The 25870-nt window shown below is 69.0% G+C and carries 16 protein-coding genes; 13 read left to right on the forward strand and 3 right to left on the reverse strand.

Features of this window, described 5'->3' with window-relative positions:
* Positions 1-142: 142 nt before the first annotated feature.
* Together ED92_RS38160 and ED92_RS38165 are read right to left on the reverse strand one after the other, a co-directional pair.
* Positions 143-1627, reverse strand: a complete 1485-nt coding sequence (locus ED92_RS38160; RefSeq protein WP_052121194.1) for a helix-turn-helix domain-containing protein — start codon at positions 1625-1627, stop codon at positions 143-145.
* Between the two features lie 359 nt (positions 1628-1986).
* Positions 1987-3417, reverse strand: a complete 1431-nt coding sequence (locus tag ED92_RS38165) for a beta-propeller fold lactonase family protein (RefSeq protein ID WP_081976046.1) — start codon at positions 3415-3417, stop codon at positions 1987-1989.
* 189 nt (positions 3418-3606) lie between these two features.
* Between ED92_RS38165 and ED92_RS38170 the strand changes: the two genes are divergently transcribed.
* From ED92_RS38170 to ED92_RS38220, 11 genes are all read left to right on the forward strand, one after another.
* Entirely contained in the window at positions 3607-4833 is a 1227-nt protein-coding gene (locus ED92_RS38170; RefSeq protein WP_063777649.1) for an MFS transporter, read from the forward strand.
* Positions 4830-6554, forward strand: coding sequence for a fatty acyl-AMP ligase (locus ED92_RS38175; protein ID WP_037347258.1), 1725 nt, complete (start codon positions 4830-4832; stop codon positions 6552-6554). The genes ED92_RS38170 and ED92_RS38175 overlap by 4 nt, the downstream gene beginning before the upstream one ends.
* On the forward strand, positions 6551-12700 hold the full coding sequence (locus ED92_RS38180; RefSeq protein WP_037347260.1) for a type I polyketide synthase: 6150 nt from the start codon (positions 6551-6553) through the stop codon (positions 12698-12700). The genes ED92_RS38175 and ED92_RS38180 overlap by 4 nt, the downstream gene beginning before the upstream one ends.
* The gene (locus ED92_RS38185; RefSeq protein ID WP_037347262.1) at positions 12697-13656 is read left to right on the forward strand and encodes an alpha/beta hydrolase family protein; all 960 of its coding nucleotides are present in this window, start codon (positions 12697-12699) and stop codon (positions 13654-13656) included. The genes ED92_RS38180 and ED92_RS38185 overlap by 4 nt, the downstream gene beginning before the upstream one ends.
* Before the next feature lie 43 nt (positions 13657-13699).
* Positions 13700-14782, forward strand: a complete 1083-nt coding sequence (locus ED92_RS38190; RefSeq protein ID WP_052121198.1) for a LuxR C-terminal-related transcriptional regulator — start codon at positions 13700-13702, stop codon at positions 14780-14782.
* A gap of 95 nt (positions 14783-14877) precedes the next feature.
* A complete protein-coding gene (locus tag ED92_RS38195; protein ID WP_037347264.1) occupies positions 14878-16944 on the forward strand; it encodes a hydantoinase/oxoprolinase family protein in 2067 nt (688 codons plus the stop codon).
* 12 nt (positions 16945-16956) lie between these two features.
* Positions 16957-18873, forward strand: coding sequence for a hydantoinase B/oxoprolinase family protein (locus ED92_RS38200; RefSeq protein WP_037347267.1), 1917 nt, complete (start codon positions 16957-16959; stop codon positions 18871-18873).
* Positions 18874-18886: 13 nt separating this feature from the next.
* Entirely contained in the window at positions 18887-19147 is a 261-nt protein-coding gene (locus ED92_RS38205) for a hypothetical protein (RefSeq protein ID WP_037347269.1), read from the forward strand.
* Between the two features lie 5 nt (positions 19148-19152).
* Positions 19153-20721 (forward strand): class I adenylate-forming enzyme family protein, encoded by a 1569-nt coding sequence (locus ED92_RS38210; RefSeq protein ID WP_152611137.1) that lies wholly within the window; start codon positions 19153-19155, stop codon positions 20719-20721.
* Positions 20722-20759: 38 nt separating this feature from the next.
* On the forward strand, positions 20760-21482 hold the full coding sequence (locus tag ED92_RS38215) for a hypothetical protein (protein ID WP_037347271.1): 723 nt from the start codon (positions 20760-20762) through the stop codon (positions 21480-21482).
* On the forward strand, positions 21482-22279 hold the full coding sequence (locus ED92_RS38220) for an SDR family NAD(P)-dependent oxidoreductase (RefSeq protein ID WP_037347273.1): 798 nt from the start codon (positions 21482-21484) through the stop codon (positions 22277-22279). Before ED92_RS38215 ends, ED92_RS38220 begins: the two co-directional genes overlap by 1 nt.
* Before the next feature lie 41 nt (positions 22280-22320).
* Here ED92_RS38220 and ED92_RS38225 read toward each other — a convergent pair whose 3' ends face one another.
* Positions 22321-23634 carry an MFS transporter gene (locus ED92_RS38225; protein WP_037347274.1) on the reverse strand — a complete coding sequence of 438 codons (1314 nt, stop codon included), beginning with the start codon at positions 23632-23634 and terminating at the stop codon, positions 22321-22323.
* A 238-nt stretch (positions 23635-23872) separates the two neighbouring features.
* On the opposite strand from ED92_RS38225, the gene ED92_RS38230 reads away from it, so the two are divergent.
* The gene (locus ED92_RS38230; RefSeq protein ID WP_152611138.1) at positions 23873-24577 is read left to right on the forward strand and encodes a DUF6218 family protein; all 705 of its coding nucleotides are present in this window, start codon (positions 23873-23875) and stop codon (positions 24575-24577) included.
* Positions 24574-25824 (forward strand): exonuclease domain-containing protein, encoded by a 1251-nt coding sequence (locus tag ED92_RS38235; RefSeq protein ID WP_037347276.1) that lies wholly within the window; start codon positions 24574-24576, stop codon positions 25822-25824. The genes ED92_RS38230 and ED92_RS38235 overlap by 4 nt, the downstream gene beginning before the upstream one ends.
* Positions 25825-25870: the final 46 nt, after the last annotated feature.

The following is a 25870-nucleotide window of genomic DNA, read 5'->3' on the forward strand; positions in this document are numbered from 1 at the left end:
TGTTCGCGGTCTTCGCGCCCAGGTGGTCCCTGACGGCACGGGCGGATGCGGCCGAGTACGACCCGGTACGAGGCCGATCCGCCCGCACCGCCAGGAACCACCTGGACCACGAAGCCCATCGAACAGACTTACAGGACACGGCCTAGCCGATGCGCAGCGCGCGTATCCGGTTGTAGAGCGTCGAACGACTGACTCCCAGCGCGGTCGCGGCCCTCTGCTTGTTCCCGCCCGCGGCCTGTATCGCGGCCACGATGACTTCGCGTTCGGCTTGGCGCAGCGGGGAATCCGGCGACCATCTTCCGCGATGCGAGTCGGGGAGGTCCGACGGGAGGACGTCCCCCGCGGAACGTACCTCGACGATCGCCTGTACGACTCGCCGGAGTTCGGACAGGTTCCCCGGCCAGGGCTGTGCGGTGAGCACGCTCAACGTATCGGCGGTCAGTCGCGTGCGCCCCTGGCCTGCGACGTCGTCCAGCATGCGCTGTGCGAGCCGGGGGATCTCGTGCTGGCGGCGGCGCAGGGGGACCAGGTCCCGGCGTCGGGCGCACAGCCCGGCCAGCGGCGCGGGCAGGCCGTCCGGAGTCGAGACCACCACGACCTGACGTGGGGTGACGCGCAGGCGCTCGACCAGCAGCGCGGTCATCCGTTCGGACAGCAGCTGGGCATTCTCCACGACGACGGCTTGTCCCGGGCTCGTCAGTGTCTCGTCCATGGTGGTGGCCCACGACCGCTCGCCGCTCCGCACGATCTCGGCGGCGTCGAGCGTCGTCGGCTCGTGGCTGGTGGCCGCCTTCGCCGTGGTGGTGCGGCCGCTACCGGCTTCGCCGACCACGAGGAGCGGCCAGCCCTGTTCGCGGTCGCGGTCGTGCCGGTGCGCGGGTGCGTCGGCGAGGATGTCCACCAGCACGCCGTGCCCTCCGTCGATCGGGGCGCAGCGCACCGCGACGGCCCGGCCGGAAGCAAGGTCCAGGTGTTGTGTCTCGCCGGGACGCGCCGGTGCCTGTTCGGCACAGGCCCGGACGGCCACGTGATCGGCGGGTTGCAGGAGGTCCAACGCGGCGGGGGTGGCCAGCACCAGACCTTCGCCGAGCACGATCACTGGGCGGTCGCGCCGGCGTGCGGCCCGCTGGAACGCGGTCAGCAGCCTGCGCTGGGTGCTGGGTGAGGCCAGTTGCAACCGGTCTTCGATATCCCGGACCATCCGCTGGACGAGAGGCGGGAAGAGCCGGTCGTCCTCGCCGGACGGCCTGCCGATCCCGAGTACCCCCTCGAGCCTGCGGGTGATCGGATGGACGATCGGATGCCCGTAACAGGTGAACGTGTGGAAGGAGGCCAGCGAATGCTCGGCGCCGCGGACGAGCAGTCCATGCCTCGTTTCCACCGGCGTGCCCACCGCGTTGACCCCGATCTCGTCCTCGTTGAACGAGACGCCCGGTGTGATGCCGAGCCCCTCGATGGTCCGATGGAACGACCGGTTCGCCGATCGCACACCGACGACCTTGGCCGTGTGATCGGCCAGGACCAGCGCGACAGGGGAACCGTCGAGTTCGGCGGCGAATCGCTCGAGGACCGGTTCGGCCGCGCGGCTCAGCGGAGTTGTGTCGTGCGGTGCCGTCCGGTCTGTCATCGCGACTCCTTCGGCACGGTCGACAGGGAAGCGGAAGTTAAATATATAATGCCTCTAAGTTACGGAAACAACCACGATCGAGGGAGGGACAACTCCGGCCCTCCCCGACGCGGTCGCGCTTCGTCACACTGGCCTGAACGAGCTGGGTATGTGCCGTTCCATGTTCAGGTGAGGAGTTCCTCCTATGAGCGCCCGTTGGGTGGACTTGCGGCCATCGCGTCCTCTCAGGCGGTCCCGGCTCCTTATTCTCTCCTTCGGGTTCCTCACCTTGCTGGCCACGAGAACCCGCCGCCTCCCTGAAGACGAAAGTGGCCCACCGTCCATACCGGACGGTGGGCCACTTTCGTCTTCCGAACGGGTTACGACGTCGTGACGCTCGCGGTCGCCCGCGGCCCGCCGTTACAGCTGACGGTCTGCCCGGTGAAGACGGCCTTCGTCGAGCACCCTTCGTCGTCGGTCACGGTGACCTTGACGGTCCGCGGCCCGTCGCCGGTGAACGTGTGCGCGACCTCGGGCTCGGTCGTGGTCACCCGCTGCCCGTCACCGAATTCCCAGTCGTAGCGCACGATCCGTCCGTCCGGGTCGGACGACGCCGCCGCCGAGAAGAAGCCGCTGCCGCCTTGAGCGGACACGACGCGCAGTGCCGCGGTCGGCCCCTGGTCCGGGGTCAGCACGGCGGACGGTCCGTCGTTCATCAGCACGCCCGTGTTCGTGGCCGGCAGCCCGGTCGGTGCCAGCCCGCCGTTCTCGCCGACGTTGTAGCTGTGCACCCGCGACGTCACCCCGGGGGAGAAGACGTCGGCGAGGAACAGCACCTTCCCGTCCGGGCTCAGGATCGTCCGGCCCGGCATACCGTCCGGAGCGTCGTAGGGCGAACCCGGCAGCGAGGTGAGCGCGCCGTCCGCGCCGATCCGGAATCCTTCGACTGCACCGCTGCCCGCTGTGGGTACGTACAGACGGTCGCTGTCGGCGGTGATCGCCGCACCGTGCGGAAGATCCCCGGTCGGATACGGACCTCCCGGTGTCGGGGTGAGCGTGCCGTCCCCGCCGATGGAGTACCCGACCATGCTGGCGCCCTGTTCGTTGCTGATGTACAGGAACCTGCCGTCGGGAGTCACCGCGGGCAGCGCCGGGACGTTACCTGTGGCGTACTGGGCGATCAGGGTGAGACGGCCGTCCGGCGCGACCGCGAAACTGGTCACCTTGGACAGCGTGGTGCTGGTGACGAACAGGAACCTTCCGTCCGGGGTGAGGGCGGGGAGACTGAGTGCGCTGTCGCCCGGGACGGCCGCCGGGGGTGCGGCGGTCTTCGTGATGGCGCCGGACGCGGCGACGTCGTAGGAGCGGACCTCGTTCTCACCGCCGCCCATGGTCGCGAACAGCCGCGAGCCGTCGGGGGTGAGCGCCAGGCCGATGACGACGGCGCCGGTACCGATCTTGCCGCCGGGGATCGCCGTGAGCTTGCCGTCGGGGCCGATCCGGTACCCGGTGATCGACGAGCCGGTCAAGCTGGCGACGTAAGCCTTCTTCCCGTCGGGGGTGACGACGATCGAAAAACCGGCGGACGCGGAGAACGGCGATCCGGCGACTTTGGACAGGGTGCCGTCCTTGGCGACACCGTGCACAGCGACGTTCTGGGAAAGCAGACCGCCGACGAGCAGGAACCTGCCCGGTGTGGCGGTGGCGGCACTCGCCGGTGACGAGGCCAGGAGCCCGCCGGCGAGGAGCGTCATGACGGCCGTGAGACCGGCTGCCACGCGGCGGGGGCGGCGGAGAGGGTTTCTGGACATGAGCGCGTGAAACCTCCGTGTTGGTGAACTTCTCGACGTTGAGCCGATCAGCGGAGCAAGGGCTCACATCGAAGTTAAGAAGCTTTGATCGCCGGTGACTGTCCAAGAAGTTGGACAGCCGGTGACGGGACAGCTCCATACCGTCGTAGCGAGGAAACGCCGCCCGGCTCGACGAAGAGTGGAGTGGATATGGGAATCGGCCACTCGAATGTGCGAACACTCCACAGTGGACGAACGACTGTCGTACTCGTACTGATCACGACGGTTGGTTTCCTGGTGGCGATGGACAACACGATCGTCGCGGCGGCCGCCGGGTCCGTTGTCACGGATCTCGGTACCGGGGTCGGCATGGTGCCTTGGCTGGGACTGGGTTACGCGTTTCCTTTTGCCACGCTGCTGGTGTTCACCGGACCGGTGATCGATCGGTTCGGCGCACGGGCGGTCCTGCGGTGGGGTGGTGCCGGATTCGTGCTCGGGGCGTTTCTCGCCGCGACGGCTTGGGCGAGTGTCCCGCTGCTGGCCGGCCGGGTGCTGCAGGGGGTGGCGGCCGCGGCGATCGTGCCCGCCACCTTGACCCTGCTCCGGTCGGCACTGCCGCCAGCCAGCCGGACCACGGGGGCGACCGGCTGGCTGGCGGCTCTGGCCTGCGGCCTGGCCGGTGGACCGGTGCTCGGCGGGGCACTGAGCCAGTACCTGCACTGGCGGTGGGTGTTCTGGGCGGTGCTGGCCTGCGCCGTGATCGTGCCGCTGCTCGCCGGGGCCGCTCCCGCCGGAGCCGGCGACGTGGCGCCACGGTTGCGGCGGGCCGTGCCGGAACTGGTGCGGTACCGGATGTTGACCGGTTCCTTGCTGCTGCAAGCGCTCTGGGGAATCGGCGTCACCGGCGTCGCGTTCTTCACGCCACTGGCGTACGGGGCGTTGTTCGACGCCGGGCCCGGAACCGCGGCGCTGCCGCTGGTGATCGTGGCGCTGGCGCTGATCGCGGCGACACCTCTCGTCGGACGAGCGGTGAGCGGCCTGGGTGCCGGTGCGGCGGTCGCCGGCGGACTCGCCTCGGTAGCCATCGGCCTGGGAACGCTCGCGATGATCGGAAGTGAGCTCGCGATCGTCCTGAGACTCGCCGCGCTCGCACTGGTCGGGTTCGGCTCGGCGTTCACCGCCCCGCTGGCCACGCAGGTACTGGACGTCGTCCCGGCGCGGCTGGCGGGCACCGCGGCGGGGCTGCTGTCCGCCTCCCGTGAATTGTCCGGCGCCGTCGGTGTCGGCCTGGCCGGGGCGTTGGTCGCCCTCGGCCCGCTCATCGACGGCTACACCCGCGCCCTCGCCATTTCCGCAGTTCTGACCGCCGTGGCCGCCTTGCTGGCCAGGCGCCTGCTCCTTCCCCGGCATACCGACGAAGTGAGGAAGATTCGATGATCACCGGCACGATTGCCCCTGCTTCGACAACCATCGCGCCGTTGCCAGGCCAGCTCGCGGCTTGTGCCGCCATGCATGGCGACGCCGTGGCGCTCACGTTCCTGGACCATCGGCATCACCCGGCCGGGCGCGCGGTTTCGCTGACGTGGCGCCGGCTCGACGACCGGGTCACCGACATCGCGGTATGGCTGCGGTCGAGGGTGGACGCGGGGGAACCGGTGGCGATCATGGCGGACCAGAGTCCCGGGTACGTCGCGGCGTTCCTGGGGATCCTGCGCGCGGGCGCGGTGGCGGTCCCGCTCTTCGGCCCGGATCTGCCGGGCCACGGAGACCGGCTCGCCGCCGTGCTCGGCGACTGCTCGCCCCGGCTGGTCTTGACCGGCGCGGACCAACTCGGGCAGGTCCGCGCCTTTCTCGGCGATCGGGGGATGAAGAACGTCCCGGTCCACGCTGTCGAGGAGGTTCCGGACGCGGGCGGAAAAGCCGCGGCGGTCGCCCTGACCCCCGACGACGTCGCCTACCTGCAATACACCTCCGGGTCCACCGGCACACCGCGCGGCGTGGTCATCACCCACGGGAACGTCGTCGCCAACGCGAGGCAGGCGTGCTCCGCCTACGGGGTCAGCAGCGGGCAAGGCGTCACGGTGAGCTGGCTGCCGCTTTTCCACGACATGGGCCTGATGCTGTCGGTCGCCGGGCCGCTGGTCAGCGGAGCACGCACAGTCCTGATGCGACCGCTGGCGTTCCTGGAGCAGCCGCTGCGATGGCTTCAGGCGTTGTCCGACAACCCCGGCGCGGTGACCGCGGCACCGGGCTTCGCCTATGCCTACGCCGCCGCGCGGATACAAGGACACGAGAAGGCACTTCTGCGGCTGGACACCGTGCTCGCCCTCGTCGACGGCAGTGAACCCGTCCGGTCGGCCGCGATCGAGCGCTTCCGGGAGGCGTTCGCGGAGTGCGGGCTCAGAGCCGAGGCGCACCGTCCGTCCTATGGACTGGCCGAGGCCACGGTCTACGTCTCGGCCAGCACCGCGGGTTCGGTGGCGCGGGGGCGGCGGTTCGACCGGGCGGCACTGGCGGATGGGCGGCTCGTCGAGGCAGCGGACGACGGTATCGAACTTGTCTCCTGTGGACAGTCGATCGACCAGCGGGTGCTGGTGGTCGACCCTGGAACCGAGCGGGAGGTGCCGGACGGCACGGTCGGCGAGATCTGGGTGAACGGGCCCAACGTCGGGCGCGGCTACTGGAACCGCCCGGTGGAGACCGCCGCGGTGTTCGGTGCGCGGCTGGCCGACCGGCCCGGCCTCGGCCGCTGGCTGCGCACAGGTGACCTGGGAGCGCGGCACGAGGGCGAGTTGTACGTGACCGGACGGATCAAGGACCTGATCATCGTCGACGGCCGCAACCATTACCCGCAGGACGTCGAAGACACCGTCGAGGGCGCCCACGAGGCCGTCCGGCCTCGCAACAGCGTCGCGTTCGCCGTGAGCACTCCCGGTGGTGAACGCGCGGTCGTGCTGGCCGAGCGCAACCGGCGGATCGAACCGGGTGGTGTGGATCCGCTGCGGTTCGCCGTGACCATCCGTGCCGCGGTCGCCCAGCGGCACGGGTTGGCCCTGCAGGACGTCCGGCTCGTCGAGCCGGACACGCTGCCCCGTACCTCCAGCGGGAAGATCGCCCGGTCGGCCTGCCGCGACCGCTACCTGGCGGAGCAGGCATGACCCCCGCCGAGCTCACCGCGTGGCTGGTCACCCGCTTGTCGGACCTGACGTCCCTGCCACCCGGTCTGATCGACGTGGACCGGCCGCTGCGCGACCTCGGTGTCTCGTCACGTGACGCCGTCGGAGTCGCCGGCGAACTCGGTGACGTGCTGGGCAGGCCCGTCGCCCCGGATCTGGTCTACCGGCATCCGAGTGTCACCGAACTCGTAGAGGCATTGCTCGCGCCCGATGCCGACGCCGGAAGGACCGGTCCGATCACCGCTGCGGAACCGATCGCGGTGATCGGGGTCGGTTGCCGCCTGCCGGGCGGGATCGACTCTCCCACCGGGTTCTGGGAGCTGTTGGCCGCCGGACGGGACGTCATCGGCCCGAGGCCCGCCGGTCGTGAAGGACCGGAGGAACCAGGTGGCTACCTTGACGACGTCGCCGGGTTCGACGCGGAGTTCTTCGGCGTCACCGCCCACGAGGCCGCGGCGATGGACCCGCAGCAGCGGATCACGGCGGAGGTCGCTTGGACGGCCCTGGACCACGCGGGTATTCCGCCGGGTGAGCTCCGGGGCAGCCGGACCGGGGTCTTCATAGGCGTCTCGGCCGCGGAGTACGGGGCGTTGACCATGGCCGACCCCGGACGGGTCGACGCCTGGTCGGGTACCGGGGCGTCGGCCGCGATCGTGGCCAACCGGCTGTCGTACCTGCTGGACCTGAGAGGCCCATCGGCGGTCGTGGACACGGCGTGTTCCTCGTCGCTGGTCGCGGTGCACCAGGCCTTGGTGAGCCTGCAGCGCGGGGAGTGCGAGCTCGCGCTGGCGGGGGGAGTGAATCTTCTGCTCAGCGAAGGCCCCTTCACCACTTTCCGGCGCGCCGGCCTGCTCGCCGCCGACGGGCGCTGCAAGACTTTCGACGCCGCGGCCGACGGGATCGTCCGTGGCGAGGGGTGCGGGGTGGTCGTCCTGCGGCGGCTCGCTGACGCTCGGTCGGCGGGTGACCGGATCCTGGCCGTCCTGCGGGGAAGCGTCACCAATTCCGACGGCCGGTCCAATGGTTTGATGGCACCCAATCCCGCGGCACAGGCCGAGCTTTTACGAGAGGCATACGAGGTCGCGAGGGTCGAAAGGTCCACTGTGGACTATGTGGAGGCGCACGGCACCGGGACGTTGCTGGGTGACCCGATCGAAGCGGGCGCTCTCCGGGCCACGCTGGGCTCCGAGAGGCCGTCGGACGCCCCACTGCTTCTGGGATCGGTGAAGACGAACCTCGGGCATCTGGAAGGGGCGGCGGGGATCGCCGGCCTGATCAAGGTCGTGCTCGCTCTCGATCACGGCACCGTCCCGGCTTGCCTGCACTTCCGCGAGCCCAATCCGCACATCGACTTCGACGGCCTGCAGGTGGTCGGCGCTCCCGTGCCTTGGCCGCGTTACTCGGGCCGTGCGCGAGCAGGCGTTTCGGCGTTCGGCTTCGGGGGCACCAACGCCCACGTCGTGGTCGAGGAATGGCCCAAGTCACCGCCACTGCCGTCGGCCGAGGAACATCGGACCGAACTCTTCGCCGTGTCCGGTGCGGATTCCACCCGGCTCGCGGCTTACGCCGCCGATCTCGCGGACTGGATCGAAGATCGGCCCGATGTGCCACTGGCGGATGTCGCCGCCGCGCTGGCTCGTCGGCGCGACCACGGCCGGGCCCGCGGCGTCGTGCGCGCTGAGGACCGTGCCGCGGTCGTCGCCGGGCTGCGGACGATCGGGCGCGGTGCTCCCTCCCCGGCGGTGATCACGGGGCCCGTCCGCTCCGACGTGACGGCACCCGTGTTCGTCTTCTCCGGGTTCGGGGCGTCCTGGTCGGGTGTGGGGGCCCGGCTGGCGGCGGCCGAACCCGAGTTCGCCGCCGCCGTGGCCGAACTGGATCCCGTGTTCGCAGAGCTGTGCGGGTTCTCGTTGCGCGAGGCATTGGATGGCGACGACGGCGATCTGCGGGTGATGCAGCCGGCGTTGTTCGGTATCCAGGTCGCTCTCGCGCGTTACTGGGAAACGCGCGGTGTCCACCCGGCCGCTGTGGTGGGGCATTCGGTGGGAGAGGTCGCCGCCGCCGTCGTCGCGGGAGCATTGGAGGTCCGGCAGGGACTGCTGGTGGTCCGCGAGCGTGCGCAGCTCCTCGCCGCGCTCGACACGACGAGCTCGGGTGCGATGGCGGTGGTCGGACTTGCGGCGTCCGAAGTGGACGGACGCTTTCCCGGGGTCGAAGTCGCGGTGTACGCGTCACCGGACCAGTGCACCGTCGCCGGGCCCGCGTCGGCTGTCGACAGCCTGGTGGCCTGGGCGGTGGCCGAGGGGCGGTTCGCCCGTCTTCTGCCCATCGGGGCTGCCGCGCACACCGCCGCGGTCGAGCCGGGGCTACGCCGGTTCCGTGACGCCGTCGGGACGGTGACCTCGTCGGCGCCCTCGGTCCGGGTGTTCTCGAGCGTGCTCGAAGACCCACTGGCCGAGCCGAAATTCGACCTCGACCACTGGACGGCCAACCTGCGCCGCCCGGTCCGCTTCGCACAGGCCCTGCGCGCCGCAGGCGAGCGCGGACATTCGGTCTTCCTGGAGATCGCGCCGCATCCGGTGACCCTGAGTTCCATCGAGGAGACGTGCGGCCCGGAGGTGCTGGCGCTGGCGAGCACGAGCCGCGACGCCGACGGCTTCCTGCCCGCGCTCGCGGCACTGCACGTCGCCGGGCATCCCGGCGCCCTGCGCGGGCACTACCCGGTGGCGCCGGTCCTGGACCTGCCCGCGCCGCGCTGGCGGCACACCCGGTACTGGCGTGCCACCACGGCCTCTTCCACCCGGCATCCGCTGCTCGGAGAACACGTCGAGGTGCCCGACGACGGCCGCCACCTGTGGCAGGCGGAGATCTCGGCCGATCGCCTGCCGTGGCTGACCGACCACGCCTTGGACGGCATCCCGGTCCTCCCGGCGACCGGCTACCTGGAACTCGCTCTGGCCGCGGGAGGCAAGGCCGTCCGCGAGCTGACGCTGGAGGCCCTCCTGCACCTGTCGGCCCCTGTCACGATCACCTCGAGCCTCAGCGGTGACGAGTTCACGGTGCTGGCGCGTTCGGCGGGCGAATGGATCACCCACGCCCGGGCCACGGTGGTGGACGACCACACCGCCGCCCCAGCGCCGCTGCCACGCGTCGAGGGTCCGGACATCGACCTCTACCGCCGTTTCGCCGACGCCGGCCACACGTACGGCCCGGCTTTCCGCGCACTTCACGAAGTGCGCGCGGCGAACGGAGCCGCGTCCGCCCGCCTGACGCTCCCCGAGGAAGCGACGCACCATCCGGCGTACGTAGTGCATCCAGCGCTGGCCGACGCCTGCCTCCACGTCCTCGCTGCGGCCGCGGCGAGCGCCGGGGTCGCTTCCGGACGATACGTGCCGACTGTGCTCGGCTCGGTCCGTGTGCTCGGAGATCCCTCGCGGGGTACCTGGTGCGCGGCCGAAGTCACCGGCTCCACCGCGGACGACGTGACCGGCACCGTCCACTTGCTCGCCGACGACGACACCGTGCTGGTCGAGTTCGCGCGGGTCCGGGCCTCGCGGGTGAAGGCACCGGTCACCGCGCTGGAACCGCGATGGGAGCCGGTTCCTTTGCCTGTAGCGAGTCCCGGCCCGAAGACCTGGGCATTGGTGTCCGAAGTGGATGAACCCGAGCTGGCCGCCGCCCTCATGGACGCAGGGGACACCGTCCACATTGATCCCTCCCACCCGGCCGGCGCGGTGGTAATGATCATCGGTGAGGATGCCGGCCTCGACGCGGCCCAGAGAAACGTGCTCAAGGTGTCCGCTCTGGTACGGGACCTGGCCGAGCTGCCTGAACCACCCCGGCTGTGGATCGTCACCAGGGGAGCGCACGCCGTGATCCCGGGGGAGCCCGGACGCCCCGGGCTCGCTTCGCTCCGAGCCTTGATCCGGGTTCTCGCCTTCGAACATCCCGAGCTGCGCGCGACCCAGGTGGACGTGGATCGAACTGCGCCGCTGATCGCGGAACTCCGTGCGGACCAGCCGGAGGACGAGGTCGTCTGGCGTGACGGCCGCCGCTTCGCCGCGAAGCTGACCCGGGTCGTCCCGGTGCCGGGGCCGGTCCCTGTCGGGCCGGGCGCCTACGTGATCACCGGCGGTCTGGGCGAACTCGGTCTGCTGACCGCGGCCTGGCTGGCTGATCACGGGGCCACCCGGCTGGTCCTCAACGGGCGGACCGAGTCGGCTCCCGGGGTACTCGACGGTCTGCGTGCTCGCGGGGCGCACGTCGACGTCGTGCTCGGTGACCTGGCCGAACCGGGGGTGGCCGAACGGCTCGTCGAACGCGCGCAGGAGGACGGTGTCCGCCTCCGGGGCGTGGTGCACGGAGCAGGGCTGCTGGCGGATCGTGTCCTGACCGAACTTGCTGCGGACGACCTGGCCCGAGCGTGGCGGCCCAAGGTCCTCGGCGGGCTCTGGCTCCACGAAGCGACGAAGGGTGTCGAACTGGACTGGTGGCTCGCGCAGTCCTCGCTGGCCGGGCTGGTCGGTTCGCCCGGGCAGGCCGCGCACGCGACGGCCAACGCCTGGCTGGACGCGCTGGTGGCCGCCCGGCGGGCCGCCGGACTGCCCGCGACCACGGTCAACTGGGCCGCGTGGACCCGCGACGGTGCCGAAGACCGGCTCAACGCGGGCCTGGCTTCGATCGATCCCGCCACCGCTCTGGACGCGCTCGGCGCGGTTCTCGCCGATGGACGTCCGGCGTTCGGTCTGCTGGACAGTGATCTGAACGCCGCCGCCGAAGCCTTTCCGGCACTGGTGGATCGGCCGTTCCTGGCTGATCTCGTCACCCGTTCCGCGCCGGCCGGGAGAAGCGGCACCGTCCAAGAACGGCTGCTCGGGTGTGTCGCCGACGTTCTCGGGATCGTGCCTCCGGATCCGCGGACACCGCTGCTCGAACTCGGCCTGGATTCGTTGTCTGCCCTGCGGTTGCGTACGGCGGTGCTGAGGGAGTTCGGAACCCAGCCGTCCACCGCCCTGCTGCTACGTGGGGCGGGAACGGCGGAGATCGCCGCTGCCATCGCCGCGGACCTCGGCGTCGAGGTAGGCGCCGCTCCCGTCGTCATCGGAGCCCGCGACCACGCGGAACGCTGGTTGTCTTCGCTGTGGCGCGACATCCTGGACGTGCCCGAGATCGGCGTGCACGACGATTTCGTGGGCACGGCCGAGGCCGCCGGGAGGTTGCTTGAGGCCGTCACCCACCGCCTCGGCACCGAACCTGCCGGCCTGTTCGACACCCCCACCGTGGCCGGCATGGCGGACGTCGTCCGTGACCTGCTCGACGCCTCTCCCGAGGGCACCGTCCGCACACTGCGCGACGGTGACGGTCCGCCGCTGCACCTGTTCCATCCGGCGGGCGGGGCCACGAGCGTCTATCAGCCCCTGGTGACGGCGCTCGGCCGCCCGTGTCTCGGCTACGAGCGGGTCGATCACCTCGATTCCGTCGAAACGAAGGCGGCGCACTACGCCGATCTGATCGCCGACCGCCAACCGGAGGGACCCTGCGCGGTGGCGGGCTGGTCTTTCGGCGGCTACCTCGCCTACGAAGTCGCCCGGGTGCTCACGGACCGAGGCAGACTGGTGGGGCCGGTAGTGCTCATCGACTCCATCCTCCCGCTCCCGGGTCCGGACACCGCGCCACTCGACCGGTTCATGCGATTCGCCGAGCACATCGAACGGACCTACGGCGTCCCGCTCGGCCTGGCCCACGACGAACTGGCCGCGGCTGAGGACGACGACCGCATCGGGCTCGTGCTCGACCGGGTCCGTGCCGCCGTGCCCGGGATCGGCGAGGGCGTACTGCGCCACCAGTACACGTCCTATGTGGACGCTCAGCTGGCCGAGCGGTACACCCCGCGCCCGTGGGACGGGCCGGTCGTGCTGCTGCGGGCCGAACAGCCGCATCCGCTGACCACGACACTGGATCCGCGGTATCTGCGGACCGACGAGGCGCTCGGCTGGGACGCGTTGTGCCCGCACTTGCGGGTGGTGCGGGTGCCCGGCGACCACGTCTCGATGATCGACTCGCCGCACGTCACGGCGCTCGCGGCCGCCTTGTCCGCCGCGCTCGATTTCCCGGAGGAATCCCGATGAGACGGTTGTTCAGGATCGTGATCGTTCTGCTTGTCGTCGTCGCGGGCGTGTCGATCCCGCCCGCGTACGCCGACGGGGCCCGCATAGTAGGCGAAGTGCGCGTCGACGAGCGGACCACGGATCTCGTGATCGATTCGCCCGCGCTGGGCACCACCGCCAAGGTAAGGGTGCTGGTGCCGTCGAACTACGCCACCCAGCCCGAACGCTCGTTCCCGCAACTGTGGCTGCTGCACGGATGTTGCGCGGATCAGGACACCGTGCCGACGCCGGACTATCTCGGCTGGGCCGCGCATACCGACGTCGAAGAATTCACCGCGGACAAGGACGTCGTCGTGATCATGCCGGCGGGCGGGTATGCCGCGTTCTACTCGGCGTGGCGGACGGGAAAACCGGACTGGGAAGCGTTTCACACCAGCGAAGTCCGGCAACTGATCGAGAGCACGTATCGCGTGAACCGGACCCGGGCGGTGGCCGGACTGTCCACCGGAGGCTACGGCGCGATGGCGTACGCCTTCCGGCACAAAGGAATGTTCGCCGGGGTCGCGTCCTACAGCGGCCTTCCCAACACGTTGCTGCCGGCCGCGGCCCAGTTGATCCAGCTGATCCTAGTCCGCCAAGGCCACGGGCCCGAGGATCTGTGGGGCTCGCAGTGGTGGGATCACGCTGTCTGGAGCGCCCGCAATCCCTTCGACCACGTCGACGATCTTCGCGGCACCGCCTTGTACGTCTCTTCGGGCGACGGACGCCAAGCGGGAGCCTCCTGGCCGTCCGATCCCATCGAGGCCGCCGCCTCGGCTTCGTCCCGCACCTTCACCGACCGGTTGCGGCTTCGCGGGATTCCGGTGACCGTCGACTACTACGGCGACGGTACGCACAGCTGGCCGCACTGGGAGCGGGAACTGCACACGTCCTGGCCGTTCCTCGCCACCGCGCTGGGCCTGGCAGGGAGCGAATAGATCATATATTGTCGGCAGGATCGCGGGATTGTCGAGGTGGACGATGGAAGCGGACAAGGTCGTCTCGCCGTCGGGATCGGTCGCGGTGCTCGCCCGGCGGTACCGCGAGCTGTGTGCCGACGTGAAATCCATGCTGGACCTGGACATCCCTCCGCCTCGGCCGGACGGTCCCTGGGCGGACGAGGCGAAGGCGGTACTCGGGAGGCTCTGGAACGCCGTCATGGGCGAAACCCTGCGTCGCACGGGCGAAACCGCGTCACCGGCCCTGGTTGAACTGCTCGGGCGTATCCGAGCCTTCGAGAGCGAACTCGCCGAAGCCAGGCTTGCGGACAGACACGTCCTCCTCCGCAGTGTCGCGGAATCACTGGCGTCCCTGCGCGACGCGAAAACCGTGGACGACTTCCTCAGCCGGGTTCCGGAAGCGGGCTGCCGTCTCGGCTTCGACCGGGTTCTCGTGTCCACAGTGGAGGATTCGGTCTGGCGTCTGCACACCATGTGCGTGACCGAGGAACCACGGTGGGCAGACGAGATCGTGGCCGTGGGGAAGGCCTCGCCGCCGCAACTCGGCGCAGGCCTCGTCGAAGGCGAGGTCGTCGAATCGGGCAGGCCGCGGTTGATCTTCGACGCGCAGCGGAGCAACCGCGTGGACAAGGACCTCATCCATGTCACCAAGTCCACTTCGTACGGTGTCGCGCCACTGACCCTGCACGGTGAGGTCGCCGGGCTGTTGCACGGCGACTGCTACCACCAGCGCCGCGATGTCGACGAGACCGACCAGGCCCTGCTGTCGGTACTGGCCGAGGCACTGAGCCATTCCCTCGGCAGGCTGACCGTGCTCGAAGGTGTGGCCTTTCTGCGAGGAGCCGCAGACCGCCTGCTGACCGATCCGTCCGCCGTCCCCCGGCAGGCGCCACCAGCCCCGCCTGCCCCGGATCCCGGACTTACCGCGCGCGAGATCCAGGTGATGGAACTGCTCGCGGCGGGGCACGCGAACCGGCACATCGCCCAGCGGCTGGTGATCTCCGAACGCACGGCGAAGTCGCACATCACCAGCATCTTGCGCAAGCTCGGCGTCAGCAGCCGCACCGAGGCGATGGCGTACTGGCTGCGCCGGGACCTGCCCTAAGGTCGCACGAAATCCCTGACCCTTGGCCGATGCCGGCCCGGGTGCCCCGTTCCCAGAATGAACGCCTCATACACGGACGACCGTGGAGGCGTGAAGTGACTGAGCAGCGTGGCTCAGCCGACTGGCTGGTCGGCATCGACGTCGGGGGAACCTTCACCGACATCATCGGGCTCAACCGCACGACGGGGGAGATCCGCGACGGGAAGGTGCTCTCGACCAGGGAACAGGAGACGGGGGTGTTGCAAGCCCTCAGCGCCATCGATGTCACCGTCCCCGAGGTCGCGGAGATCGTGCACGGGCATACCGTCGGGATCAACGCCCTCCTGAGCAGGGCGGGTGCGACGACTGGGCTCCTGGCTACGCAGGGGCACCGCGACCTGCTCGACATCGGCCGGATGCACCGGGAGTTCGGCGACCGGTTCTACGACCCCACCTGGCTGCGTCCGCACCAGGAGCGGCCCATCGTGGAGAGGCGGAACCGGATCGGGGTCCCGGAGCGGATCGCCTACGACGGGTCGGAGCTGCTCCCGCTGGACGAAGGGGCGGTCCGCGCGGCGGGACGCGCCTTCGCCGAGCAGGGTGTCGAAGCGGTCGGCGTCTGCTTCATGAACTCCTACCAGAATCGCGAGCACGAGCGGCGCGCCGCGGAGATCCTCGCCGAGGAGGTCCCGCACGCCTACATCCAGACGTCCGCGCTGTATCCGGTCAGCAAGGAACACGAGCGGACCACCACCGTCGCGCTCGACGCCTACGTCGGACCGGCCGTGGTCGGCTATCTGGAACGGCTGACGACCGCGCTGGCCGATCGCTCGTTCGGCGGCACGCTGTGGATCATGATGACCAACGGCGGCGTCGCCACCGTGCAGGACGCCGGCCGTGCCCCGGTATTCCAGCTGGTCTCCGGCCCGGTCGGCGGGGTCACCGGCAGTATCGGCCTCGCCCGCGACGCGGGAAGGCGGCACCTGCTGACCATGGACGTCGGCGGGACCAGCACCGACGTCGCCGCGATCGTGGACGCCAAGACCCCGCTGACCGACCTCTGGACGCTGGAGACAGGGCTGACCCTCACCCTGCCGCTGGTCGACGTCGAAAGCGTCGGCTCCGGCGCGGGCAGTGTCATCGGGCCCAACGCGCTGGGTCAGATCGCCGTCGGGCCGGCGTCGGCGGGCTCCGACCCGGGCCCAGCCAGCTACGGGCGTGGAGGTGTCGAGGCCACGCTGACCGACGCATGCCTCGTGCTGGGGGTCCTGCAGCCGGATCTGTTCGCCGACCGGCGGATCACCCTCGACGTCGAGGCCGCTCGCGCAGCCCTGACCCGCGCCGGTGAGCGCTGGAACCTCACAGCGGAGGAACTGGCCGGAGCCGCCTACCAGGTCGCGTGCGAGGACATCGCCGCCAAGATCCGGACCATCTCCGTCTACCGGGGACTCGATGTCCGCGAGTTCGCGCTGCTGCCGTTCGGCTCCGCCGGGCCGATGCTCGCGGACCGCGTCGCCCGGATCCTCGGGGTCGACACAGTCGTCGTCCCCACCACCCCCGGTCAGTTCTCCGCGCTGGGACTCCTGCAAAGCGATCTGCGCACCACGCGCGCCCAGTCCCTGATGGTCCCGCTGTCGCCGGACAACGCCACCGCGATCGAAGACGGGTTCGCGGCCATGGAACGGAACCTCCTCGAGGAACTGACCGCGCAGGGCGTCGACGTCGACGGGCTGACCTTCGACCGCGCGGTCTTCGCGATGTACCGCGGGCAGACCTGGGACAACCGGCTTCCGATCCAGGGAGAGCAGGTGACCGCCGACAGCGTTCCGGAGATCGTCACCGACTTCCATGCCTTCTACCAGGAGTCGTACGGCTTCTCCGCCGCCGAGATCCCGGTCGTCGCCTCCACTCTGGAGGTGACCGCGGTGATCCCACGTCCGCACAAGGTCCCGAGCGCGGCTGCGGAAGATGGTGAATCCCTGCTGGGACACCGCGACCTCCGTGTGCCGGGCGCCGACCGAACGGTTTCCGTCCCCGTACACGTCCGCGAACGACTCGAAAACGGTGCCGTGATCGAAGGCCCCGCGATCGTCTCGGAGAAGTTCGCCACGACGGTCGTCCTGCCGGGCCGCCGCGCCCGGCTCGGCGAAGACCGCCTCCTGATCATCGAGAACAACGGCTGAGGAGCAGCGATCATGACCCTGTCCGCTGAACACACGACGGCCGAGTCCGAACTCGACATCCTGAGGTACGGCCTGATCGAGGTCGCGCGCGAGATGAACGAGGCGCTGATGCGCAGCGCGTTCTCCCCGGTTTGCCGGGACATCCTCGACTGCACGACGGCGATCCACATCCGCAGCGGCGACGCGTGGGAAACCGCCGCGCAGTGGGAAGGCTGCATGCAGCACGCCTTCACCTCGCCGCACATCGTGAACTTCGTGATGGACGAGTTCGACCTCGACACGCTGCAGCCCGGCGACGTCATCTTCGTCAACGACCCCTGGCGCGGAACCATCCACCAGTCCGACGTGAACCTGCTGCGGCCGGTGTTCGTGGACGGCCGCGTCGAATTCATCCTGCACTCGACCTCGCATCTGGTCGATCTCGGCGGACCGATCCCCGGTGGCTTCTCCAACGGCACACAGACCTCGTTCGAGGAGCAGATCAAGCTGCCACCGTCACTGCTGTACGCCAACGACGTTCCCGTGCGGCCGTTGTTCAACTACATCCTGGAGAACAACAGGGTGCCGCAGCTGGTGCTCGGGGATCTGCGGGCGTTGCACGGCTGCCTCGTGGTGGGGGAGCGGCAATTGCAGGCGCTCGTCGCGCGCGGCGGACTGGACAAGGTCAAGGCCGCCGGTCACTACGCGATCGAGGCCACCGAGGCGAGCATGCGCCGCGGCATCGCCACCATCCCGGACGGCGACTACACCGCCGAGGACTTCCTCGACGAGGACGGCGTCACCGACGAGCCGATCCCCGTGCGGGTCACGGTGAAGGTCCGCGGCGACAGCATGGAGATCGACTTCTCCGGATCGGGACGACAACCTCTCGGCAACTGCGGCACCGCCTGGTGCGAGGCCACTCGCTGCATCGAAGCGGTGAAACTCATGGTCGACCCGGGGACACCGGTGAACAGCGGCACCCTCCGCCCGATCGAGACGCTACTACCCCAGGGCAGCGTGGTGTGCGTTCTCCCGCCGTCGAGCTGCTCCAACCACGCCGACATCGGCGCGCGGGGGATCAACGCGGTCGCGAGCGCGCTCAGCGAGGCCGTCGGTGACCGGTCGATCGCCTGCGACACCGGGACCGCGCTCGTCATCAGCCTCGGCGGCATCGACACCCGCACCGGACACGAGGGAATGCCCTGGGGCGCGTTCGCGCTCACCGGCGGCGGGTGGGGCGGTACCTGGAAGGAGGACGGCATCTCGTTCTGCGTCACCCCGATCGGGAACTGCCGGACCTCGGTCCAGGAGCACGTCGAGATCGAAAGCCCGCTGATCGTCGCGCAACACGAAATGGTCCTCGACACCGCGGGCGCCGGCCAGTACCGCGGCGGCCTCGGCTCGGTGTACACGCTCACCGCCCAGTCCGACACGATGGTCACGGTCACCTGCGACCGCATCCGGATCGGCGCGCCCGGCGCGGCAGGCGGAGGCGCGGGCGCACCCGCCTTCGGCTGGTACATCAAGGACTTCGACCTGGCTCGGCATTCCGATCCACTCGACCTCCGCGCCGCCGAGCCCTTGTTCGGCATGTTCGACGACGACGGCAGGCCCGATCCCAACGGTGGAGGTTTCTGCCGAGGTGCACGGTACTCGACCGGCAAATTCTCCGGCCTGGTGCTCAAGGCGGGCGACGCGATCCGCTTCGTCATCGGAGGCGGAGGCGGCTGGGGCGACCCGCTCGAACGCGACCCGGAACGGCTCCAGCGCGATCTCGACGACGGCCTCTACAGCGAAGAATTCGCGGCGCTGGCGTTCGGTGTCGTCGTGACTGGCGGCCGGATCGACCGGGAAGCGACCGCCGGACTCCGTGCGCAGCTGTCCGCCCGTCGCGCGACGGGAACCTGGTCGGTTCCCGTCGCGACACCCCTGAACTGGATTCTCTGAGAGGAGCAACCCCATGTCCGTCGACCGACTCCTCTTCCCACGGCCGGAGACCGAGCGCGTCTCCGTCGAACGGCGGCCCGTCGAGGCCACCTGCCCGTCCTGCCAGGGAACGAACATCGCCCGCTACCCGGTGGCCAACCACCTCGGCCCGCGCATGGTCGTGAAGTGTCAGGACTGCTTCACCCATCTGTCGGTGACCCGCCCGGAGCCCGAGGACCACTGGCCGGCGTGGCGGTCACCGACCCGCGACTGGGCCCCTTCGCGGCTCGGGTGATCCGGATGAATCCCGAACCACTCGCCCACGTCTACGCGCGTGTGCATCGTGACCACGGGAGCCGTCCGGCGATCCGGGACGGCACGCGGCAGCTGAACTACAGCGAGCTGGGCGCCCGCGCTCGCCGGGTCGCGCAGGCGTTCCGGTCCCTCGGCGCGGAGCGGGGGGACAGGGTGGTGATCCTCTCCCCGAACAGCTGTGAATGGGCCGAGGCGTATCAAGGACTCGCGCTGGGTGGACACGTCCGCGTCGGTCTCCTGCCCCGGCTGCACCCGGCCGAACTCGCCCAGATCGCCGCGGACGCGGACCCGTCGTTCGCGCTCGTCGACGGTGCCTGGCTCACCGAGCACGGCACGGAATGGATACCGCCGCAGGTCAGGGAGATCGTCGTGCTGGGTGGTGGCGAGCCGCCCGGCCGGATCGCCTACGAGGAATTCGTGGCATCCGGAACGGACGACGAACTCCCGCTGCCGGACGCCGAAGACGACGCCTGGCTGCTCTACACGTCGGGTTCGACCGGGCGGCCGAAAGGGGTCCGGGTGACGCACCGGACGGTCGGCGCGCTGATCCGCAACGCTCGCGAGGTGCTTCCCGACCTCGGGCCTGGGGACGCCGCTCTGCACACCGCGCCGATCAGCCATTTCAGCGGCGGTATCGCGGACGTCGTCACCGCGAGCGGCGGGCTCAACGTCTACGAACGGGCTTTCGACGCGACACGAGTGGCCGACGCTGCGCAGGGCGGAGAGATCACCGTCCTGCCGCTGGTCCCGACCATGATCACGATGCTGCTGGAGGAACTCGCCGTCCGAGGGAAGCCTGCCGGGCGCGTCGGAAACATCCGGGTCCTGCCCTACGCGGGATCTGCGATCCAGCCCGATCGCGCGGCGAAGGCGCGAGCCTACTTCGGCGAGGCGATGCAACAGCTCTACGGCGCCAGTGAGGCCCAGCTGCCGATCACCACTCTGCTGCCCGAAGACCACGTCGAGATCACCAACGAACGCGGGCTGCCCAGGCTGGCTTCCGCCGGGAAGGTCACCCCGCACGTCGAGGTCGAGATCGTCGACGCTAACCGGCATCCGGTCGCGCCGGGGACGTCCGGAGAGATCCGGACGCGGGGCGACCACGTCAGCGCCGGGTATTGGCGCCAGCCGGACGCGACGGCCGAGACCTTCGCCGAGGGATGGGCTCACACCGGCGACGTCGGCTACCTCGACGAAAACGGCTTCCTGTTCCTGCTCGACCGGAGAAAGGACATGATCATCACCGGCGGGTTCAACGTCTATCCGCGAGAGATCGAGAACGTCATCTCCGCGTTGCCGGGCGTGCGTGAGGTCGCGGTCGTCGGTGCCCCCGACGACCGCTGGGGCGAGGCCATCACGGCCTTCATCTCGACAGAGCCCGGGCCGATGCTCTCGCCGGAGGGAGTGCTCGCTCATTGCCGGGCGCATCTCGGTGGCTACAAGGTCCCGAAGAGGGTCGTCTTCGTCGACGAACTACCCAAGACCGGGACCGGCAAGATCCAAAAACAGGTTCTGCGCGAAAAGCTGTGGGACGGCCTGCAGCGTCGCGTCTGAACGATTTCGCGGACCAGTAACGAAAAGGAGCCAGCGACATGGCGTCAGGCGTGCCGACCCCGAAGAACCGCAACCTGTTCTTCGCGTGGAGCACTTACAGCACCGACTACGGCACCTACGCGCGGTGGTACGACGAGGAGCACATCCCGCAGGTGATGGACGTTCCGGGAATGGTTGGCGCGCAACGGTTCCTCATCTCCGACACCAAGCCGTTGCCCGGTGTGAACTCGCTCGACTTCGGCCACCTCGCGATCTACGAGATGGACGGTTCGGCCGAGCCGTTCCGAGCCGAGGTCAAGCGGAAACTGATGTCGGAAGAGATGGTGCTCCCGGACTTCATGGACAGGCCGTTCAAGGCGCTCTTCCTGACCGCGGTCAGCGAACCTTTCCACGCCGACGGGTTCGCCGACGCGGATGACCTCGACGACAGGCATCTGTTCTTCGCCTGGAGCCGCCACACCGGCGACGACGCGACCTTCGCGAAGTGGTACGACGAGGAGCACATTCCGCAGATCATGTCGGCGCCCGGCATGCTTCGGGCCCAGCGGTTCGAGGTCTCCGACGTCAAACCGCTGCCGGGCGTGGTGACACCGGATCTCGGGCATCTCGCGATCTACGAGACCTCAGGGGACCTGGAGGGGTTTCGCGCCGAGGTCAAACGACAGCTGATCTCCGGCGAGATGGTCCTGCCGGACTTCATGATCCCGCCGTTCTCGACCATGTTCCTGAAGCCCGCCAGCTCGTTCTTCCTGGCCGCGTGATGGTTCATTCACCGCGTCGGCCTGCCAGGGCACTGATCACCGGAGCGGCGGGAGGTGTCGGATCCGCCACCGCGCGTCGTCTCGTCGAGGATGGGGCGAAGATCGCGATCACCGACATCGACGAAACCCGGCTCGCCAGGCTCTCACAGGAAACCGGAGGACTCGCCCTACCGGCAGACGGCACCGATCGCGAAGCCGTCCGCAACGTCGTTGCGCGGGCGGCAACCGAACTCGGCGGCTTGGATACGGTCATCGCGATCCAAGGCGCTGCGATCGGCGGTGGTGCGAATCCGAAGCACTTCGACTCGTATCACCGCGCGCTCGACGTGAACCTGCACGGATCCTTCTACCTCGCTGGTGAAGTGCTGCCGCATCTGGTGAAGAGCGGTGGATCGCTGGTCCTGTTCACCTCGACCGCCGGACTGATCGCCGGCCCGCCCGGAGCGGCCGGGTACACCGCGGCCAAGGCGGCGATCATCGGCCTCACGAAATGGCTCGCCCGCGACTACGGCCCCAAGGGAGTGCGGGTGAACGCCGTCTGCCCGGGTTTCGTCCGGACGCCGCTCGCGGAAGGGAGCATGGCCCACCTCGCCCAACGCGAGGGCATCACGCTCGACGAAGCCTATGCGGCGAGTGCGGCCCACGTGCCGTTGCGGCGGGTGGCGGAGCCTGAAGAGATCGCCGCCTGCTGCGCGTTCCTGGCCTCCGGCGACGCCTCGATGGTGACCGGCCATGTGCTGGTCGCCGATGGCGGAGGCGCCGCGGTCGATGCCTCCACCGTGGCCTTCGACAGCTGAGCCCTTGTGGTGCCGCCCCTCTCCGGGGCGGCACCACAAACTCAGTGGACCGCAGCCTTCGCCGGTTCGCTCATCTCCGCGTGCCTGGTCTCGCGGAGGGCGAGCGTGCAGCCGAGGCTGATCAGACACAGCACGGTGAGGAAGATCCCGAACGCAAAGCCGCCGTACGCAGCGGTGATCGCCGCTGCGACGAGAGGCGGCACCGCGCCACCGAGGACGCCGGCGATGTTGTAGCTGAATCCGGTGGCGGTGTACCGGTAGCGCGTGTGGAACAGCTCCGGCATGAACGCCCCGACCGGCCCGTAGGCGAAACCGGCGATGAGCGTCGTCACGCAGGAGCCGATCGCGAAGGTGACAGCCGAAGCCGAGTCGAGGATCGGGAACAACGCCAGCGCCCACACCACCGCCACCGCGTTCCCGGCGACGATGACCTTCTTGCGTCCGACACGATCCGAGCACGCGGCTCCCAGCACGATCGCCAGCCCGAACACCAGGCCCGCCGCGATGCCGATCAACAGCACGGTCGTCCGGGGCAGCTTGAGCACAGCGGTGCCGTAGTTGATCAGGTACCCGACGGCTAGGTAGTAGAAGGCGAAGGTCATCACGAGCACGCCGGAAGCGAAGGTGATCTCGCGCGGCTGGCTCTTGAGCGCCTCCACGAACGGCGCCCGGGCGGTGCCGCGCTGGGACACCTCGCCCTTGAACACCGGTGTCTCGTCGATCTTCAGCCGGACGAACAGACCGATCGCGATCAGCAGGAGGCTGGCGATGAAGGGAATCCGCCAGCCGTAGCTGTGGAAGGTCTCGTCGGACATCGTTTCGCCGATGATCAGGAAGGTCACGCTCGCCAGCACGAAGCCGATCGATCCGCCCAGCGCGCCGAACATCGACCAGAAGCCGCGCTTGGCCTTGGGTGCGCTCTCCGCGGCCATCAGCGTCGCACCGGTCCATTCGCCGCCGACCGCGAGCCCCTGCAGGAACCGCAGAATGACGATGAGGATCGGCGCGACGACACCGATCTGGTCCGCAGTCGGCATCAGGCCGACCAACGCGGTGGCCAGGCCCATGACCAGCAGCGTCGTGACCAAAGTCCGCTTTCGCCCGAGCCGGTCACCGAAGTGCCCGAAAAGAACCGAGCCGACCGGCCGCGCGACGAAGGCCACGCCCAGCGTCGCGAACGAGGCGACCACCCCGGCGGCGGAGCCCAGCGCGGGAAAGAACACCTTGGGGAACACGAGGGCCGCGGCCGTCGCGAAGATGAAGAAGTCGTAGTACTCGATGACGGTGCCGGTTCCGCTCGCTATCGCGATGCGGCGCATCGTCCGGTTCGTCACCTGGGGCTCGGTGGCCGCCATGGACACCTCTTTCGCTCGGCTAGGGGAGGGCGAGCTGAAAGCATTATGCACAAAATTTGATGTGTCAAGACCGTTATGCCTGATCAAGACAGGTGTCGAAGCGGAGGGTTGACCATCATGGGGTGTGGGACCCTGAACCTGCGGCCACAACTTTGTCTCGGTCGGAGAACTTCGCGTAACAAGTTGATCCGCTCCACGACTTGTTGAGTCGTTCGACTGATTCGAGGGTGGGTGGCGCGTGAGCGACGTTGACGGGCTGGAAGGCGTGGTAGCGGGGGGCTCGGTCGCCTTGTCGGCTCCTGCGAGCGCTGTGGTGGTGGTCGGTCCTGGAGTGGCAGGAGAGGAGTCTGTCGCGGTCTGGCATGTGAGTCCGCAAGGGATGCCGGTCGGAGCGTGGATCTACCAGCTCGATCGTTTGCTGGTGTCGCGGGACGAGGCGCGTCGCTTGTTGACCTTGGTGGAGCGACGGTCGATCGCCGCGGTCGTTCCGGGGGAGCTGGATGAAGTGCTCGACAGAGTCACAAAGGCCGCTGGTATCGAGGCGGAGAAGTGGTGGACAGCGCAATTGTTTTCGCCGCTTCAGTGTTTCGTGGATATCGTTGGCCGTCGGGTGGCGTACGACAGCACCGTGTCGGTGGCGAAGCGTGAGCTCAAGAACGTAGCCGACCTGGAATGGAGCCGCGACCTCTCAGTCGAGCAGGTCGTCGGATTCGATGACCTACGGTCCTTGTCGAAGGTGTCTGCCGTCGTAGGATCGACAGTGGTCGGTTCCGCTGCGTTGACGGCGGTCGGGGTACTGCGATGGCTGGTCCGGCAATGGGCCGAGACCGAAGGCGTGAAGAGGCGAAGCTACGTCCGGGACGCGCACGGGGAAGCAGAGCCGTTGCCGCCGTCCTGGCTTGCGTCGGTGCGGGCTGGCATGACTACTCGGCTGCCGCTATGACGTCGCTTCGTGGGTTCGCGGTCGTCGACACCGAGACAACGGGGATACGGCCCGGTTACCGACATCGAATCGCCGAGATCGCGGTCGTCCATGTCGATTTCTCCGGCGAGGTCACGGACGAGTGGTCGACCCTGGTGAACCCGGATCGTGATCTCGGCCCTCAGGCCATTCATGGCATCCGCGCCGCTGAGGTGCGTCGTGCTCCGAAGTTCGAGCAGTTCGCCGGCGACGTGCTCGAGCTCTTCCGAGGTCGTGTTCCTGTCGCGCACAACCTGCCGTTCGATGCCATGCACCTGCGTGCCGAGTTCGCCCGCCTGGATGTGGATCTGTCCCGGTACCTGTCCGGCGGCGTGTGCACCATGAGGCTCGCAGGCGACGTTTTCCCTGGGACGCCAAGGTCACTCGTCGAGTGCTGCAAGGCTGTCGGCGTGGACGGCGTGCGGTTCCATACTGCGCTCGGTGATGCCCTTGCCACGGCCCAGCTATTCGGTCGACTGGTAGAAGGCGCCCCAGACTCAGCCTCATTTCGGCTTCGCGGCTTGCCGGATGTGCATGGGGACCTGCCTTCCATGCCTCAAGGTCTGGTCAAGCCGGTACATCGGCAGGCGGCCGGTCACGCCGAGCCGCACTTCCTTGCCCGGTTGGTGGATCGTGTCCCTCGTGAGGGGAAGCCCGAGGTCGACGCGTACCTCGCCGTCCTGGATAGAGCCTTACTTGATCGGCAGATCTCGGCTTCGGAAGCCGATGCGCTGATCGATGTCGCTCATGACCTAGGCCTGCACAAGGCGGAGGTCGTCCAGTTGCACCACGGCTACTTACGCAGCCTCGCGCAAGCCGCTTGGGCGGACGGGCACGTGTCCGTGGGAGAGCGACGAGATCTGGAAGCGGTAGCTGCCCTTCTCGGCCTAGTTGCCGATGAGGTCGATCTCGTTGTCCGTGAGGAACAGCCCACGCGGATGGGGCGATCTCGGTCCCAGGTCGTAGAGGTCAATATTGGAGGGCTTGTGCTGCGCCCTGGTGACCGGATCGTTCTGACCGGGACGATGCGCCGTCAGCGCAGCGAGCTCACCGCAGAAGCGCTGACTCTCGGTCTCCAGGTGATCAGCTCGGTGAGCAGGAAGACCCGAGTCGTTGCCGCCGCGGATCCGGATTCGTTATCCGGCAAAGCGAAGGACGCGCGGGCTCTAGGAGTTCCCGTCGTTACCGAAGATGCCTTCGTGCGAGCGCTTGAAGCGATGAAGACGTGAATGGGTGCCGTAAATCAGACGAACCGGAAGCGTCCGCTCATGCCGA

The sequence above is a fragment of the Amycolatopsis sp. MJM2582 genome (genome assembly GCF_000754115.1).
Lineage (GTDB): Bacteria > Actinomycetota > Actinomycetes > Mycobacteriales > Pseudonocardiaceae > Amycolatopsis > Amycolatopsis japonica.

Excerpts from the sequence above, each read along its gene's own strand:
- ED92_RS38160 (WP_052121194.1), bottom strand. The coding sequence starts at position 1,627 with ATGACAGACCGGACGGCACCGCACGACACAACTCCGCTGAGCCGCGCG.
- ED92_RS38165 (WP_081976046.1), bottom strand. The coding sequence starts at position 3,417 with ATGTCCAGAAACCCTCTCCGCCGCCCCCGCCGCGTGGCAGCCGGTCTC.
- ED92_RS38170 (WP_063777649.1), top strand. The coding sequence starts at position 3,607 with ATGGGAATCGGCCACTCGAATGTGCGAACACTCCACAGTGGACGAACG.
- ED92_RS38175 (WP_037347258.1), top strand. The coding sequence starts at position 4,830 with ATGATCACCGGCACGATTGCCCCTGCTTCGACAACCATCGCGCCGTTG.
- ED92_RS38180 (WP_037347260.1), top strand. The coding sequence starts at position 6,551 with ATGACCCCCGCCGAGCTCACCGCGTGGCTGGTCACCCGCTTGTCGGAC.
- ED92_RS38185 (WP_037347262.1), top strand. The coding sequence starts at position 12,697 with ATGAGACGGTTGTTCAGGATCGTGATCGTTCTGCTTGTCGTCGTCGCG.
- ED92_RS38190 (WP_052121198.1), top strand. The coding sequence starts at position 13,700 with ATGGAAGCGGACAAGGTCGTCTCGCCGTCGGGATCGGTCGCGGTGCTC.
- ED92_RS38200 (WP_037347267.1), top strand. The coding sequence starts at position 16,957 with ATGACCCTGTCCGCTGAACACACGACGGCCGAGTCCGAACTCGACATC.
- ED92_RS38205 (WP_037347269.1), top strand. The coding sequence starts at position 18,887 with ATGTCCGTCGACCGACTCCTCTTCCCACGGCCGGAGACCGAGCGCGTC.
- ED92_RS38210 (WP_152611137.1), top strand. The coding sequence starts at position 19,153 with ATGAATCCCGAACCACTCGCCCACGTCTACGCGCGTGTGCATCGTGAC.
- ED92_RS38215 (WP_037347271.1), top strand. The coding sequence starts at position 20,760 with ATGGCGTCAGGCGTGCCGACCCCGAAGAACCGCAACCTGTTCTTCGCG.
- ED92_RS38220 (WP_037347273.1), top strand. The coding sequence starts at position 21,482 with ATGGTTCATTCACCGCGTCGGCCTGCCAGGGCACTGATCACCGGAGCG.
- ED92_RS38225 (WP_037347274.1), bottom strand. The coding sequence starts at position 23,634 with ATGGCGGCCACCGAGCCCCAGGTGACGAACCGGACGATGCGCCGCATC.
- ED92_RS38235 (WP_037347276.1), top strand. The coding sequence starts at position 24,574 with ATGACGTCGCTTCGTGGGTTCGCGGTCGTCGACACCGAGACAACGGGG.